14 protein-coding genes and 2 pseudogenes are annotated in these 15,007 nt (G+C 72.6%); 12 read left to right on the top strand and 4 right to left on the bottom strand.

What is annotated here, in order from left to right; all coding sequences use genetic code 11:
• Window positions 1–38 precede the first annotated feature (38 nt).
• A complete protein-coding gene (locus AC2RP6_RS09055) occupies window positions 39–803 on the bottom strand; it encodes an enoyl-CoA hydratase/isomerase family protein (protein WP_486445734.1) in 765 nt (254 codons plus the stop codon).
• Window positions 804–883: 80 nt separating this feature from the next.
• Between AC2RP6_RS09055 and AC2RP6_RS09050 the strand changes: the two are divergent.
• Both AC2RP6_RS09050 and AC2RP6_RS09045 read left to right on the top strand, forming a co-directional pair.
• Window positions 884–1,105 (top strand): annotated as a pseudogene (locus tag AC2RP6_RS09050) (HdeD family acid-resistance protein); the annotation flags it as partial.
• A gap of 130 nt (window positions 1,106–1,235) precedes the next feature.
• Window positions 1,236–1,730, top strand: a complete 495-nt coding sequence (locus AC2RP6_RS09045) for an ATP-binding protein (protein WP_486450267.1) — start codon at window positions 1,236–1,238, stop codon at window positions 1,728–1,730.
• A gap of 50 nt (window positions 1,731–1,780) precedes the next feature.
• On the opposite strand, the gene idi is transcribed toward AC2RP6_RS09045, so the two are convergent.
• The 3 genes and pseudogenes from idi to AC2RP6_RS09030 form a co-directional block, all read right to left on the bottom strand.
• The gene (gene idi / locus AC2RP6_RS09040; protein ID WP_486445733.1) at window positions 1,781–2,380 is read right to left on the bottom strand and encodes an isopentenyl-diphosphate Delta-isomerase; all 600 of its coding nucleotides are present in this window, start codon (window positions 2,378–2,380) and stop codon (window positions 1,781–1,783) included.
• Between the two features lie 258 nt (window positions 2,381–2,638).
• Window positions 2,639–3,475: pseudogene (locus AC2RP6_RS09035) on the bottom strand (SAM-dependent methyltransferase); the annotation flags it as partial.
• 439 nt (window positions 3,476–3,914) lie between these two features.
• Complete coding sequence (locus AC2RP6_RS09030; protein ID WP_486445732.1) at window positions 3,915–4,052, bottom strand: hypothetical protein; 138 nt, start codon at window positions 4,050–4,052, stop codon at window positions 3,915–3,917.
• Between AC2RP6_RS09030 and AC2RP6_RS09025 the strand changes: the two genes are divergently transcribed.
• The 10 genes from AC2RP6_RS09025 to hpnE all read left to right on the top strand — a co-directional run bounded on the left by AC2RP6_RS09025 (window position 4,029) and on the right by hpnE (window position 14,993).
• Complete coding sequence (locus AC2RP6_RS09025) at window positions 4,029–5,663, top strand: DUF5941 domain-containing protein (protein ID WP_486445731.1); 1,635 nt, start codon at window positions 4,029–4,031, stop codon at window positions 5,661–5,663. The two genes, AC2RP6_RS09030 and AC2RP6_RS09025, sit on opposite strands and share 24 nt — an antisense overlap.
• Window positions 5,660–6,412, top strand: coding sequence for a phosphocholine cytidylyltransferase family protein (locus AC2RP6_RS09020; protein WP_486445730.1), 753 nt, complete (start codon window positions 5,660–5,662; stop codon window positions 6,410–6,412). Before AC2RP6_RS09025 ends, AC2RP6_RS09020 begins: the two co-directional genes overlap by 4 nt.
• Window positions 6,400–7,461, top strand: a complete 1,062-nt coding sequence (locus AC2RP6_RS09015; protein ID WP_486445729.1) for an iron-containing alcohol dehydrogenase family protein — start codon at window positions 6,400–6,402, stop codon at window positions 7,459–7,461. Before AC2RP6_RS09020 ends, AC2RP6_RS09015 begins: the two co-directional genes overlap by 13 nt.
• A complete protein-coding gene (locus tag AC2RP6_RS09010; protein WP_486445728.1) occupies window positions 7,439–8,218 on the top strand; it encodes a CDP-alcohol phosphatidyltransferase family protein in 780 nt (259 codons plus the stop codon). Before AC2RP6_RS09015 ends, AC2RP6_RS09010 begins: the two co-directional genes overlap by 23 nt.
• 8 nt (window positions 8,219–8,226) lie before the next feature.
• Window positions 8,227–9,108, top strand: a complete 882-nt coding sequence (locus tag AC2RP6_RS09005; RefSeq protein ID WP_486450266.1) for a glycosyltransferase family 2 protein — start codon at window positions 8,227–8,229, stop codon at window positions 9,106–9,108.
• Window positions 9,109–9,202: 94 nt separating this feature from the next.
• Entirely contained in the window at window positions 9,203–10,132 is a 930-nt protein-coding gene (locus AC2RP6_RS09000) for an ABC transporter permease (RefSeq protein ID WP_486445727.1), read from the top strand.
• Complete coding sequence (locus AC2RP6_RS08995) at window positions 10,125–10,907, top strand: ABC transporter ATP-binding protein (RefSeq protein WP_486445726.1); 783 nt, start codon at window positions 10,125–10,127, stop codon at window positions 10,905–10,907. Before AC2RP6_RS09000 ends, AC2RP6_RS08995 begins: the two co-directional genes overlap by 8 nt.
• Window positions 10,908–11,351: 444 nt before the next feature.
• Window positions 11,352–12,236 carry a squalene synthase HpnC gene (gene hpnC / locus AC2RP6_RS08990; protein WP_486445725.1) on the top strand — a complete coding sequence of 295 codons (885 nt, stop codon included), beginning with the start codon at window positions 11,352–11,354 and terminating at the stop codon, window positions 12,234–12,236.
• Entirely contained in the window at window positions 12,233–13,213 is a 981-nt protein-coding gene (hpnD, locus tag AC2RP6_RS08985) for a presqualene diphosphate synthase HpnD (RefSeq protein WP_486445724.1), read from the top strand. The genes hpnC and hpnD overlap by 4 nt, the downstream gene beginning before the upstream one ends.
• A 400-nt stretch (window positions 13,214–13,613) precedes the next feature.
• Window positions 13,614–14,993: a hydroxysqualene dehydroxylase HpnE gene (hpnE, locus tag AC2RP6_RS08980; RefSeq protein WP_486445723.1), complete on the top strand. Its 1,380-nt coding sequence runs from the start codon at window positions 13,614–13,616 to the stop codon at window positions 14,991–14,993.
• The last annotated feature ends 14 nt before the right edge of the window (window positions 14,994–15,007 follow it).

Below are 15,007 nucleotides of genomic sequence, written 5' to 3'. Positions count from 1 at the left end.
GGGAAAGACCTCAAAAAACGGAGGGGTGCCGTGCGCCGTCACGGCGTCCACGTGAAGCGCGGAGCCCGGCGGTCCAGGAACGCGGCGACCCCTTCGGCGGTGTCGTCGCTCCCGGCGGCCTGCGCCTCCCAGTGGCCGTCCCGGTCGGTGCGGCCGTCCGCGAACTCCTTGGCCGCGGCCTGGGTCAGCTGCGAGCGGGAGGCCAGCACCCGGGTGAACTCCGCCACGCGTTTGTCGAGCTGACCGGGCGGCAGCAGCTCGTTCAGGAACCCGGCGCGCAGGGCCTGCTCCGCCCCGATCAGCTCCGCCGAGAACAGGAGGTACTTGGCCCAGGACGGGCCCACCAGCGAGGCGAGCCTGCGCGTGGAGGACGCCGGGTAGACGATGCCCAGCTTCGCCGGGGTCACCCCGAAGGACGCCCCCTCCTCGGCGAAGCGCAGGTCGCAGGCGGCCGCCAGCTGGCTGCCGCCGCCCACGCAGAATCCGCGGATCGCCGCCAGCGTCGGCTTCGGGAAGGCGGCCAGGGCCTCCTCGGCGGCCACCGCCAGCGCCCGCGGGTCGTCGTCCCCGGTGAGGGAGGAGATGTCGGCGCCCGCGCAGAAAGTCGGCCCGGCCCCGGTCAGGACGAGCACCCGCACGGCCGGGTCGCCCGCCAGCCCGTCCAGCAGCCCGGGCAGCGCCCGCCACATCGCGGCGGTCATGGCGTTGCGCTTGGCGGGGTGCGAGACGACGACGGTGGCGACCCCGTCGGAGACCGAGTGCAGGAGGGTTGCGTCGCCGGCTGCGTCCTGGGCTGCGTCCATGCGCCGGATGCTATCCCGGGCGGTGAATCCTGAGATCAGGGGAGTTCGTCAGGGGTGCTTCGGGGTGTTGCTCGTGCCGGCCGGGCAGCAGTCCGTACGTGATCGGAACCTTCTTCTCGCTCGCCCTGCTGTTCGACGGCCTGGGCCTCATCGCCATGGGCATGGGCGCGCGGCGCACCCCGGGCTTGGTCAGGGAAGACGAGGCCCGGCCGGAGGCGGGGAGGGGATCGGCGGCCATGCGGGGAACGGGTGAGACGACCGGGAAGCGCCGCGTAGAAGATCAGGAACAGACGAACAACTGACGCCGTCATAACCCAGTGGTCAGAAAGTGTCCGATTGGCGCTGACTTCTGGTCAGCAGTCCGGCCCGGACCCGCCCCTTCCCCACTCTTGTCGCGTGGAGACGATCGAGCGTGAAGACGGGGGCCGGGAGATGGACGCCAGCGGGAGCGGCCCGCAAGCCGAGGAGGGGGCGCCGGGGGCCCCGGCCGACCCCCTCGCCTACGAGGGCGTGTGGAGGTTCACCGCTCCCGCCGTTGAAGAATCCGTTCCGCAGGCCCGCCGGGCCGTCCGGGACCTGCTCGGGCGCCAAGGGGTGCCGGCCCATCAGGACCTGGTGTACTCCCTGCTCCTGATCGTGTCCGAACTCGTGACGAACTCGGTCCGGCACGCGGCCCTGCTCTCGCCGGAGGTGGCGGTCGAAGTCGCGATCGGCCGCGAGTGGGTCCGGGTGGCCGTCGAGGACAACCACCCCTACCGCCCCAAGGCGCTGGAGGCCGACTTCGGCCAGACCGGCGGCCGCGGCCTGCTGCTCGTCCGCGAGATCACCCGGGAGGCCGGCGGGGTTTGCGACGTCGAGCACACCTCGACCGGCGGCAAGGTCATCTGGGCGGCCTTCCCGCTCGCCACCCCGCCGACCTCCCGCTGAGCGGCGGCCGACGCACGGCAGGAGCGGGCGGGACGCGGACGGCGTACGGGCTACCAGCCCGCCGAATCGCCGGTCAGCTCGCGGATCGCGGGCCGCGCGGCGTCCAGCACGGTCATGAACCAGGCCGAGAACGGCACTTCGGCGTGCCGCTTCGCCAGCTCCTCGGCGGTGACGAAGGCGGTGTCCTCGACCTCCTCCGGATCCGGCCGCACGACGGCCTGCGCAAGTCCCACGAACAGGTGATTGAACTCCTGCTCCACGAGCCCCGACGCGGGGTCCGGGTGGTTGTAGCGCACCGTTCCCGCCTGCGCGAGCAGCGACGGCGACAGCCCCAGCTCCTCGTGGGTCCGCCGGGCCGCCGCCGCGAACGGGGACTCCCCGGGGTACGGGTGGCCGCAACAGGTGTTCGACCAGACGCCCGGCGAGTGGTACTTCCCGAGGGCCCGCTGCTGGAGCAGCAGACGGCCCTGCTCGTCGAACAGGAACACGGAGAACGCCCGGTGCAGCTGCCCGGGCGCCTGATGGGCGGAGAGCTTCTCCGCCGTGCCGATGGTGTTGCCGGACTCGTCGACCAGTTCGAGCATGATCGGTTCTTGAGTACCGGTGCCGTGGGACGCGCTGTTCGCGGCGGTGGCTGGTGTGGTCGGCATACCCATCCTTCGCTTCGGACTTCGGCCTTCAGTCTGCCGTACAAAAGAGGCTTGTCCCCACTTCGGACATCCGCGCATGTCCGCCCCCCGCCGCGTGCTAGGACGCGGCGGGGGGCGGATCGGCCGGGCGCGCCGGTCACACGTGTCAGACGCCGAACGGCGCCGGATACGTGATCGTGGCCGCCGGGACCGGCGCGGCAGCGTCCGGCACCGGCGCCGTCACGGCCTCGTCCGGGACCTCGAAGGGTGCCCGGATCCCGCCGCCGTCTCCGGCCGGGCCGGCCGGGCGGCGTCGCCGGACCCGACCGGCCGCAGGACGTAGCCGGTGTACCCGTACTCGTGCCCGTGGCGGGCCCGTGCGTCGAGCTCCTCGCGGGTGGCGGCCAGGGCCCGCGCCATCGCGGGGGAGGAGTCGCCGGTACGGTCGCGGACCCGCTCGGCGAGCGGGCCGTAGTACTCGTCCCAGTCGGAACCGGGCAGCGGGTGCACGCCGAGCACCCGGTACCCGGCGGCCCGGGCCGCCGCGGTGTTGCGGGCGGTGGAGCGCAACGGGTAGTGCGGGTCCCAGAAGGCGCGCGCTCCGGCGGACGGCTCGGCGGTCGTCCACTCGCACTCGGTCAGCACGAGCGTGCCGCCCGGGGCGAGCAGCCGCTTCCACCGTGCGAGGGCGGTGTCGAAGCCGATGACGTAGGCGGAGCCCTCCGCCCACACGAGGTCGAAGGAACCGTCCCGCACCTCCTCGGTGGGAAGCGCGTTCATGTCCGCCTCGACGGCGCGGACCCGGTCGGCGAGCCCGCGGGCCGCGGCGGCCGCGCGCAGCTCGTCGAGGAAGGGGGCGTGCAGGTCGACGGCGGTCACCCGGGCGCCGCCCCGGGCGGAACCGCCCGCCTCGGCGGCCAGCAGCAGCGCGCTGCGGCCCGGACCGCAGCCCAGGTCGAGGACGCGCGGCCGCGCGGGCAGGGGGCCGCACAGGGACAGCAGGCGGCGGGTGCTCGCGTCGGAGCCCGGAGCCTGCCGGGGCAGTCCGTGGTGGAGGGTGAAGAACGCCTCGGTGGCGTCGTCGGTGGAGCCGGTGAAATCGGTGTCGTCGGTCAACGTGAACCCTAGGAAAAGGGGCTCCGGCCGATCTGGGATCCCCCCCCCGGCGCATCGGCGCACGGTGGGAACGGTGGATCAGGCCCGGCCGGTCGCCCGGGGAAGAGAGGGGATGCACCGGAGTTCGCAGCGCTCGGCCGCGACCACTGCGACGGTCATCGACCCACCTCTTTCCACTCGACACCTTCAGGGGCGTGTCCACCGTAACATCCACGCCGTTTGTGGTACCGCGCCGTGATCACCGATGATGATCGCGACCCGGCCCGGAGCCCGGACATTCGGCTGATCAGGGCGCAAACGGGTGATGAACCCCTGCTTCCATTCATCCGATAGCCTCTGCCGACGTGCCGCCGCCCCACGGGCGCGCCTGTTCGGAATCCGTTACAAGGAGTGAGTTCGTCTGCCGACCGTCATCCTCACCGGCCTGCCGGTCCCCGGATCACCGCTCGCGGACGAGCTCCGCTCCCTCGGTTTCGAGGTCCGCCCCGCCGCCGGTCCCCAGGACGCCGCCGCCGCACTGGCCGGCGTACCCGCCGACCAGCGGGTGGCCGTCGTGGACACCGCCTTCGTCGGACACGTCCACGCACTGCGGCTCGCGCTGACCGACCCCCGCTTCGACGCCTGCGCCGTCACCGGCGCGCTCTCCGTACAGGCGGGAGCCCGCGAGGCCCTCGACAAGGCCGTCGCCACCGAGGGCCCCCACGGCCGCGGCCCGTACGCCGACCGGCTCGCCGCCGCCGTCGAGGCCACCGGGACCACCGTCCAGCGCCCCGAGCTGGGCAGCCTCGTCGCCGCCGTCCCGGCCGGCGCGGACGAACGCGCCGCGGCCGTCGCCGCCGTCGCCGCCGTGGACGAGGAGGCCGTAAGGCTCCGCTCCGCCGTGAAGTCGCGCGACGGGTTCTTCACCACCTTCTGCATCAGCCCGTACTCGCGCTACATCGCGCGCTGGTGCGCGCGCCGCGGCCTGACCCCGAACCAGGTCACCACCGCCTCCCTGATCACCGCGCTCATCGCGGCCGGCTGCGCCGCCACGGGGGAGCGCTGGGGCTACGTCGCCGCCGGCGTGCTCCTCATCGTCTCCTTCGTCCTGGACTGCACCGACGGGCAGCTCGCCCGCTACTCCCTGCAGTACTCCACGATGGGCGCCTGGCTCGACGCCACCTTCGACCGGGCGAAGGAGTACTCCTTCTACGCGGGCCTCGCGCTCGGCGCCGCCCGGAACGGGGACGACGTCTGGGGCCTCGCCCTCGGCGCGATGATCCTGATGACGTGCCGGCACGTCGTGGACTTCTCCTTCAACGAGGCCAACCACGACGCCACCGCCAACACCAGCCCGACCGCCGCCCTCTCGGACCGCCTGGACAGCGTCGGCTGGACGGTCTGGGTCCGGCGGATGATCATCCTGCCGATCGGCGAGCGCTGGGCGATGATCGCGGTCCTGACCGCCCTCACCACCCCCCGCATCGTCTTCTACGCCCTGATCGTCGGCTGCGCCTTCGGAGCGCTCTACACCACCGCCGGCCGCGTCCTGCGCTCCCTGACCCGCAAGGCCCGGCGGACCGACCGCGCCGCCCAGGCCCTCGCCGACCTCACCGACTCCGGTCCGCTCGCCGAGCTCCAGGCCCGGCTGCTGCGCGGCCGGGCCGGTTCCTTCGGCTCCGTGTACGTCGCCGCCCTGGGCACCGTACTGATGGCCGGCGCCGCGCTGTACCTGCCCTTCGGCGACCCGCGGCTGAACGCGGTCGCCGTGATCTACGCCATGACCGCCGGCCTCGCCGTCGCCGCCCCGCTCAAGGGGGCGCTCGACTGGCTGATCCCGCCGCTGTTCCGCGCGGCCGAGTACGTGACGGTCCTGGCGCTCGCCGTCAAGGCGGACGTCCCCGGGGCCCTCCCGGCGGCATTCGGCCTGATCGCGGCGGTCGCCTACCATCACTACGACACGGTGTACCGCATCCGCGGCGGCACCGGCGCTCCCCCGCACTGGCTGGTGCGGACGATCGGCGGCCACGAGGGCCGGGTCCTGCTGACCACCGTCCTCGCCGCCGTCCTCGTGGACCGCGCATCGGACTTCCCCGTCGCGCTCACGGCCCTGGCCGTGTTCGTGGCACTCGTGGTGCTCGTGGAGAGCATCCGCTTCTGGGTCTCCTCCGGGGCACCCGCCGTACACGACGAAGGAGAACCAGCATGATCGGCCTTGTCCTCGCTGCCGGTGCGGGACGCCGCCTGCGTCCCTACACCGACACCCTGCCCAAGGCCCTCGTGCCCGTCGGCCCCGAGGGCGACGAGGAGAGCCTGACGGTCCTCGACCTGACCCTCGGCAACTTCGCCGCGGTCGGTCTCACCGAGGTCGCCATCGTCGTCGGCTACCGCAAGGAGGCCGTGTACGCCCGCCAGGCCGCCCTGGAGGCCAAGTACGGCCTGAAGATCACGCTGATCGACAACGACAAGGCCGAGGAGTGGAACAACGCCTACTCCCTGTGGTGCGCGCGTGAGGTCCTGGGGCGCGGTGTGATCCTCGCCAACGGCGACACCGTCCACCCGGTCTCCGTCGAGGAGACCCTCCTCGCCGCCCGCGGCAACGGCCAGAAGATCATCCTCGCCCTCGACACGGTCAAGAGCCTCGCCGACGAGGAGATGAAGGTCGTCACCGCCGAGGGCCAGGGCGTCCGGAAGATCACCAAGCTGATGGACCCCGCCGACGCCACCGGCGAGTACATCGGCGTCACGCTCATCGAGGCCGAGGCCGCCGAGGCCCTCGCCGAGGCGCTGAAGACCACCTTCGAGCGCGACCCGGACCTGTACTACGAGGACGGCTACCAGCAGCTCGTCAACGACGGCTTCACCGTCGACGTGGCCCCCATCGGCGACGTCAAGTGGGTCGAGATCGACAACCACGACGACCTCGCCAAGGGCCGGACGATCGCATGCCAGTACTGACGAGGCTCATCCCCTCGCCCGTCGTCGTCGACATCGGTCGCGGGGCGATGGACGACCTGGCCGGCCTCCTGGCCGACCAGCGGATCTCCGCCTCCGGCAAGCTGGCCATCGCGATCAGCGGGGGCTCCGGCGTGGCGCTGCGCGCCAAGCTGGAGCCCGTGCTGCCGCACGCCGACTGGTACGCCGTCGTCGACGGCACCATCGACTCCGCGGTCAAGCTCGCCGACGACATAAAGGGCCGCCGCTACGACGCCGTCGTCGGCCTGGGCGGCGGCAAGATCATCGACGTGGCCAAGTACGCCGCGGCGCGGGTCGGGCTGCCCATGGTGGCCGTCGCCACCAACCTCTCGCACGACGGCATCTGCTCGCCGGTGTCCATCCTCGACAACGACAACGGCCGCGGCTCCTACGGCGTCCCCACCCCGATCGCCATGGTGATCGACCTCGACGTGATCAAGGAAGCCCCGGTGCGGTTCATCCGCGCCGGCATCGGCGACGCGATCTCCAACATCTCGGCGATCGCCGACTGGGAGCTCTCGCACCGGACCACCGGCGAGCCCGTCGACGGCCTGGCCGCCGCCATGGCCCGTACCGCGGGCGAGTCCGTGCTGCGCCACCCCGGCGGCTGCGGCGACGACGAGTTCCTCACCGTGCTCTCCGAGGCGCTCGTGCTCTCCGGCATCGCCATGTCGATCAGCGGCGACTCCCGCCCGTCGTCCGGCGCCTGCCACGAGATCAGCCACGCCTTCGACCTGCTGTACCCGGGGCGTTCGGCGCTCCACGGCGAGCAGGTCGGCATCGGCGCGGCCTTCGCGATGCACCTGCGCGGGGCCGCGGACACGGCCGGCCACTTCGTCGAGGTGCTGCGCCGGCACGGCCTGCCGGTGGCGCCCGAGGAGATCGGCTTCAGCATCGACGAGTTCGTCGCGGCCGTCGAGTACGCCCCCCAGACCCGCCCGGGACGCTTCACCGTCCTGGAGCACCTCAACCTGTCCGCCGCCGAGATCAGGGACGCTTACGCCGACTATGCCAAGACCATCCGTAGCTGAACTGAGGCCCGTCGTCCATCCCGCGGGCGTGAAGGACCGGGTCAGCGGCGAGCACTGGGGCGGGCGCCTCTACATGCGCGAGATCTCCCTGCGCATCACCCGCTTCCTGGTCACCACCAAGGTCACGCCCAACCAGCTGACCTACCTGATGACCCTCGCCGGCGTCCTCGCCCTCCCGGCCCTGCTCGTGCCGGGCATCTGGGGCGCCGTCCTCGGCGTGGTCGCGGTCCAGGCGTACCTGCTGCTCGACTGCGTCGACGGCGAGGTCGCCCGCTGGAAGAAGCAGTACTCGCTCTCCGGGGTCTACCTGGACCGGGTCGGCGCCTACCTGTGCGACGCGGCCGTCCTGGTCGGCTTCGGCCTGCGCGCCGCCGACCTGTGGGGCACCGGCGGCGCCGACTGGCTGTGGGCCTTCCTGGGCACCCTCGCGGGGCTCGGCGCCATCCTGATCAAGGCGGAGACCGACCTGGTCGGCGTGGCCCGCCACCAGGCCGGCAAGCCCGTGGTCCAGGACGCCGCGGCCGAGCCGCGCGCCAAGGGCATGGCCCTCGCCCGCCGGGCCGCCGCCGCGCTCAAGTTCCACCGGCTGATCCTCGGCATCGAGGCCTCGCTGCTCGTCCTGGTGCTGGCCGTCCTCGACCAGATGCGCGGCGACCTGTACTGGTCCCGGGTCGGCGTCGCGGTCCTCGCGGGCATCGCGATGCTCCAGACCGTGCTGCACCTGGTGTCGATCCTCGCGTCCAGCAGGCTCAAGTGACCGCCCCGATGCGGCTGGGCGCCGTGATCATCACCATGGGCAACCGGCCCGAGGAGCTCAAGGCGCTCCTCGACTCGGTGGCCCGCCAGGAGGGCGACCCGATCGAGGTCGTCGTCGTGGGCCAGGGCGTGAAGGTCGCCGAGGTGGCGGACCTGCCTCCGGGCGTCCGCTCCGTCGACCTGCCCGAGAACCTGGGCATCCCGGGCGGCCGCAACGTCGGCATCGAGGCCTTCGGCCCGGGTGGCCGCGACGTGGACGTGCTCCTCTTCCTCGACGACGACGGCCTGCTGGAGCGCACCGACACCGCCCGGCTGTGCCGCGAGGCCTTCGCCGAGGACCCCGCGCTGGGAATCATCAGCTTCCGCATCGCCGACCCGGAGACCGGGCGGACGCAGCGCCGCCACGTGCCGCGGCTGCGGGCCTCGGACCCGATGCGGTCCTCGCGCGTGACCACCTTCCTGGGCGGCGCCAACGCCGTCCGTACGACGGTGTTCCAGCAGGTCGGAGACCTGCCGGGGGAGTTCTTCTACGCTCATGAGGAGACCGATCTGGCCTGGCGCGCGCTCGACGCGGGGTGGCTGATCGACTACCGGGCGGACATGGTGCTGCTCCATCCGACGACTGCCCCCTCCCGGCACGCGGTCTACCACCGTATGGTGGCCCGTAACCGGGTGTGGCTCGCCCGCCGCAACCTGCCCGCCCCGCTGGTCCCGGTCTACCTGGGCGTCTGGCTCCTGTTGACGCTCGTACGGAAGCCCTCGGGACCCGCGCTCAAGGCGTGGTTCGGCGGATTCCGGGAGGGATGGACCACTCCCTGCGGACCCCGCCGCCCGATGAGATGGCGTACGGTCTGGCGGTTGACCCGCCTGGGCCGACCTCCTGTCATCTGACCTGCACGCGTCTGGGAACATGGCGCGATCACGGGCCTCGAGCCACCAGCCTGATGCCCACCTGGCCGCATCTTGAAGACGAAAGTTTCAACTTGTGAGTGACACAACCCACGACGGCGCCCTCGCCACGAGCAGGCCGCCGTCCGCAGACGCGGGGCTCAGCGCCGCGGAGCTCGCCAGGAAGTACGGCCTTTCGGTCAGCGGCGCCCGGCCCGGTCTGGGCGAGTACGTGCGGCAGCTCTGGGGCCGGCGCCACTTCATCATGGCCTTCTCCCGGGCCAAGCTGGTCGCGCAGTACAGCCAGGCGAAGCTCGGCCAGGTCTGGCAGGTGGCGACCCCGCTGCTGAACGCGCTCGTCTACTGGCTGATCTTCGGCCTGATCCTCGGCGCGGGCCGGGAGATGCCGAAGGACGTCTACGTCCCGTTCCTCGTGATGGGCATCTTCGTCTTCACCTTCACGCAGAGCTCGGTCATGGCGGGCGTCCGGGCGATCTCGGGCAACCTCGGGCTGGTGCGGGCGCTGCACTTCCCGCGCGCCTCGCTGCCGGTGTCCTTCTCGCTGCAGCAGCTCCAGCAGCTGCTGTACTCGATGATCGTCGTCTTCGTGATCGCCGTCTCCTTCGGGAACTACCCGCAGCTCTCCTGGCTGCTGGTCATCCCGACGCTGGCGCTGCAGTTCGTCTTCAACACCGGTCTGGCCATGATCTTCGCGCGGATGGGGTCGAAGACCCCCGACCTGGCGCAGCTGATGCCGTTCGTCATGCGTACGTGGATGTACGCCTCCGGCGTCATGTTCCCCATCGGGATCTACCTGGAGGACCACCCGCAGTGGATCAGCGACGTCCTGCTGTGGAACCCGGTGGCGATCTACATGGACCTCATCCGGTTCGCGCTGATCGACGACTACGGCTCCAGCAACCTGCCCCCGCACGTGTGGCTCTTCGCCGTGGGCTGGGCCGTGCTGGTCGGTCTCGGCGGCTTCGTGTACTTCTGGAAGTCTGAGGAGCGTTACGGCCGTGGCTGACAACACCCAGGGGCGCGTCCCCACCGTCATCGCGGACGGCGTCCACATCGTCTACCGCGTCAACACCGGCAGCAGCGGCAAGGGCGCGGCCACCGCCGCGCTCAGCAAGATAGTGCGCCGGAAGAAGGGCGACGCGCCGGGCGTCCGGCGGGTCCACGCCGTCCGCGGCGTCTCCTTCACCGCCTACCGCGGCGAGGCCATCGGCCTCATCGGCTCCAACGGCTCCGGCAAGTCGACCCTGCTGCGCGCCATCGCCGGCCTGCTGCCCTGCGAGGAGGGCCGGGTCTACACCGACGGCCAGCCCTCGCTGCTGGGCGTGAACGCCGCGCTGATGAACGACCTCACCGGTGAGCGCAACATCGTCCTCGGCGGTCTCGCCATGGGCATGAGCCGCGAGCAGATCAAGCAGCGTTACCAGAGCATCGTCGACTTCTCGGGCATCAACGAGAAGGGCGATTTCGTCTCGCTGCCGATGCGCACCTACTCCTCCGGCATGGCGGCGCGACTGCGCTTCTCCATCGCGGCGGCCAAGGACCACGACGTCCTGATGATCGACGAGGCGCTGGCCACCGGTGACCGCGCCTTCCAGGTGCGTTCGGAGAACCGCATCAAGGAACTCCGCGAGAAGGCCGGCACGGTCTTCCTGGTCAGCCACAACAACAAGTCGATCCGGGACACCTGTGACCGGGTGCTGTGGCTGGAGAAGGGCGAGCTGCTGATGGACGGGCCCACGGAGGAAGTCGTCTCGGCCTACGAGAAGGCCACCAACGGCTGACCTCCGGGTCGCGCGGCGCTCCTGCCCGGCACCTCTCCGCTCCACCGAAGGCCCCTGCCGCGCAGTGCGGCAGGGGCCTCAATGCTGTGTCCGCATTACGTCGCGCGTTACCTCGCATGCGCGTTCTCGTATTGCCCCACGACATTCGGTGGCGCAGCGAATACCCGAGCGGCCTCCGCGACGTTCTACAGCGTAAGCTGATGCGGTCCTGAATCGCGGCAAGAGGGGACGATTCCCCGCAGGTGAACGGCCCTGGGGCGGCCCCGGTAAAACCCCGGCGGCGTGTCCGAAATAGGATGTATTGGGTCGGCAGTGTAGAACGGGAGATGTGACGGCAATGGCTACGGGAATTCTCCGGCCCCCAGGGACGGCGGCCGTCCCCGCCCCGGGCGGCGGGCGGTGAACCCGGGGCACGGCACCCGACCCCTGTCCGACACGGTCCACGTGAGCGCCACCCTCGACAAGGCGACGGCGGAGAACTTCCCCGTCGCCCCCGCCTTCCTGCCCCGCGCCTGGCGCGACGGGCTGATGGCCGTCTACGGCTACGCCCGCCTCGTCGACGACATCGGCGACGGCGACCTCGCCCCCGGCGGACGCGACGCCGTGCTCCTCGGCCTCGATCCGGCCGCGGCGGACGACCGGCTCGCCATGCTCGACGCCTTCGAGACCGACCTCCTGCGCGTGTTCGGCTCCGCGGACGGCCCCCCGCGCCACCCGCTGCTGCTCGGACTCCGGCCGGTGGTGCGCGCCCACGGCCTGACCCCCGAACCCTTCCTCGGACTCATCGAGGCCAACCGCCAGGACCAGCGGGTCACGCGCTACGAGACCTACGGGGACCTCGCCGCCTACTGCGAGCTGTCCGCGAACCCGGTCGGCCGCCTCGTGCTGTCCCTCACGGGCACCAGCACGCCCGAACGCGTCCGCCTCTCCGACGCCGTCTGCACGGCCCTCCAGATCGTCGAGCACGTCCAGGACGTGGCCGAGGACCTGGGCCGCGACCGGATCTACCTGCCCGCCGAGGACATGCGGCGCTTCCACGTGTCCGAGGCCGACCTGGCGGCCCCCTCCGCCGGCGCCTCCGTACGCGCCCTGGTCGCCTTCGAGGCCGGGCGCGCCGCCGCCCTGCTGGACGACGGTCTCCCGCTCGTCGGCAGCGTGCACGGCAGGCTCCGGCTGCTGCTCGCGGGCTTCGTGGGAGGCGGCCGAGCGGCCCTGCGGGCCGTCACCGCCGCCGGCTTCGACGTACTCCCCGGCCCGCCCAAACCGACCAAGAGCGGCCTGCTCCGTGAGGTTGCCGCCGTCCTGCGCACAGCGCCGAGAAAGAGGTGAGCCCGACCGTGGAGGGCCCCACACACGCGTCCGCACAGACCGCGGTGTCCGCACCGGTCTCGGCGGCCTACAGCTACTGCGAGGCCGTCACCGGTTCACAGGCGCGCAACTTCGCGTACGGAATCCGGCTGCTGCCCACCGACAAGCGCCACGCGATGTCCGCGCTCTACGCCTTCTCGCGGCGGGTCGACGACATCGGCGACGGCACGCTGCCCACCGAGGCGAAGTTCTCCCGCCTGGAGGAGACCCGCGCCGTCCTCGGGCGGATCCGGGCCGGTGAGGTCGACGAGGACGACACCGACCCCGTCGCCGTCGCCCTCGCGCACGCCGCCCGCCGCTTCCCCATCCCGCTCGGCGGCCTCGACGAGCTCATCGACGGCGTCCTGATGGACGTCCGCGGCGAGACCTACGAGACCTGGGACGACCTCAAGACCTACTGCCGCTGCGTGGCCGGAGCCATCGGACGGCTCTCCCTCGGCGTCTTCGGCACCGTGAACGCCCCCGGCCCGGGCGCGCCCGAGGCCGCGTGTGCCGCGGAGTACGCCGACACCCTCGGCCTGGCGCTGCAGCTCACCAACATCCTGCGCGACGTCCGCGAGGACGCCGCCAACGGACGCACCTACCTGCCCGCCGAGGACCTCGCCAAGTTCGGCTGCTCGGAAGGCTTCCGCGCCGGCCGGCTCTCCGCCGGAGCGGACTTCGCCGGACTGGTCCACCACGAGGTCCGGCGTGCCCGCTCCCTCTTCGCCGAGGGCTACCGGCTGCTGCCGATGCTCGACCGGCGCAGCGGCGCCTGCGTGGCCGCCATGGCCGGCATCTACCGCCGCCTCCTCGACCGCATCGAGCGCGAGCCCGAGGCCGTCCTGCGCGGCCGCGTCTCGCTGCCGCCGCACGAGAAGGCGTACGTCGCCGTACGCGGCCTGTCCGGCCTCGACGCCCGCACCGTCACCCGCCAGGCCGTCCGGAGGCGGATGTGACGACCCGGACGAAGGCCGCGCCGCGTGCCGCCACCGGCCGCCGACGCACCGAGGCCCTGCCCGCCCCGTCCCCGGCCGGTCCGGGTGGTGCGCGAGGCCGGTCGGCCGGCCCGCGCGGCGCACGCACGGATGCGTGCGGGGCCCTGCGCGTGACCGCCGCCCCCTCCGGCGCTCCGGGCACGCCCCCGAGCGCCCACCCGGCGTGCGCCGGAGCCGCCCGGCGTACGGGCCCGGCGCGCCGCGCCGACCGCGCGCCGGTCCGGGCAACCACGCCGACGGCGGCCGCGTCTCTGCCCGCGGACCGCGACCGGGCCGGGCGGGGCACCACGACCGGGCCGTGCCCGGACGATCGGAACCCGCAGACCGGCCCGGAGGGCCACCGCACCACGGGGGAGGGCGCATGAGCGGTACCGACCAGCACGCCGTCGTCGTGGGCGGCGGACTCGCCGGCGTCACGACCGCCCTCGAACTCGCCGACGCCGGGCTGCGCGTCACCCTGCTCGAAGGCCGCCCCCGCCTCGGCGGGCTCGCGTTCTCCTTCAAGCGCGGCGACCTCGTCGTCGACAACGGCCAGCACGTCTACCTGCGCTGCTGCACGGCCTACCGGTGGTTCCTCGACCGCGTCGACGGCGCCGCCCTCGCCCCGCTCCAGGACCGGCTCGACGTACCCGTCCTCGACGTCGCCCACCCCGGCGGGCCGCGCCTGGGACGGCTGCGCCGCGGTGGCCTGCCCGTGCCCCTGCACCTCGCCGGAGCACTGGCCCGCTACCCCCACATGTCCCTCGCCGAACGCGCGAGCGTGGGCCGCGCCGCCCTGGCGCTGCGCCGCCTCGACCCCGCCGACCCGGCCCTGGACGGCCTGGACTTCGCCACCTGGCTCGGCCGCTACGGCCAGTCCGCCCGAACCATCGAGGCCCTGTGGGACCTCGTCGGCGTCGCCACCCTCAACGCCACCGCCGCGCACTCCTCGCTGGGCCTGGCCGCCATGGTCTTCAAGACCGGCCTGCTCTCCGAGAAGAGCGCCGCCGACATCGGCTGGGCCCGCGTCCCCCTCGGCGAGCTGCACGACACCCTCGCCCGCAAGCAGCTCGACGCCGCCGGGGTGCGGACCGAACTGCGCACCCGCGTCACCGCCGTCACCCGCACCCCCGAGGGGGCCTGGCGCGTCGACACCGAGCAGGAGTCCTTCGAGGCGGGCACCGTCGTGCTCGCCGTACCGCAGCGCGAGGCGCACGGACTGCTGCCCGCCGGCGCCCTCCCCGACCCCGACAAGCTCCTCGACATCGGCACCGCCCCGATCCTGAACGTCCACGTCGTCTACGACCGCAAGGTGCTCAGGCAGCCCTTCTTCGCAGCCCTCGGCTCCCCGGTGCAGTGGGTCTTCGACCGCACCGACTCCTCCGGACTACCCGACGGCGGCCAGTACCTGGCGCTGTCCCAGTCCGCCGCCCAGGACGACATCGACGAACCCGTCTCGGTGCTGCGCGCCAAGTACCTGCCCGAACTGGAACGGCTGCTCCCCGCCGCGCGCGGCGCCAAGGTACGGGACTTCTTCGTCACCCGGGAGCGCACGGCGACCTTCGCACCCACGCCCGGCGTCGGACGGCTGCGCCCCGGCGCACGGACCGACACGCCGGGGCTCTATCTGGCCGGTGCGTGGACTGCCACCGGTTGGCCCGCGACCATGGAGGGCGCCGTCCGGAGCGGGCTGAGCGCGGCGCAGGCCGCACTCACCGCGCTCGGCCGCCACCGCGAACACCCTCTGCAGGAGGCGGCATGACGACCACCACCGGC

The organism is Streptomyces sp. WAC03905, from assembly GCF_057371075.1.
This window is presented reverse-complemented; position numbering and strand designations above follow the sequence as displayed.

What these genes read in the sequence shown, in the direction of transcription:
- AC2RP6_RS09055 (WP_486445734.1), bottom strand. Translation starts at nt 803, where the DNA reads ATGGACGCAGCCCAGGACGCAGCCGGCGACGCAACCCTCCTGCACTCG.
- AC2RP6_RS09010 (WP_486445728.1), top strand. Translation starts at nt 7,439, where the DNA reads ATGCCAAGACCATCCGTAGCTGAACTGAGGCCCGTCGTCCATCCCGCG.
- AC2RP6_RS09020 (WP_486445730.1), top strand. Translation starts at nt 5,660, where the DNA reads ATGATCGGCCTTGTCCTCGCTGCCGGTGCGGGACGCCGCCTGCGTCCC.
- idi (WP_486445733.1), bottom strand. Translation starts at nt 2,380, where the DNA reads ATGCCGACCACACCAGCCACCGCCGCGAACAGCGCGTCCCACGGCACC.
- AC2RP6_RS09015 (WP_486445729.1), top strand. Translation starts at nt 6,400, where the DNA reads ATGCCAGTACTGACGAGGCTCATCCCCTCGCCCGTCGTCGTCGACATC.
- hpnE (WP_486445723.1), top strand. Translation starts at nt 13,614, where the DNA reads ATGAGCGGTACCGACCAGCACGCCGTCGTCGTGGGCGGCGGACTCGCC.
- AC2RP6_RS09005 (WP_486450266.1), top strand. Translation starts at nt 8,227, where the DNA reads ATGCGGCTGGGCGCCGTGATCATCACCATGGGCAACCGGCCCGAGGAG.
- AC2RP6_RS09045 (WP_486450267.1), top strand. Translation starts at nt 1,236, where the DNA reads ATGGACGCCAGCGGGAGCGGCCCGCAAGCCGAGGAGGGGGCGCCGGGG.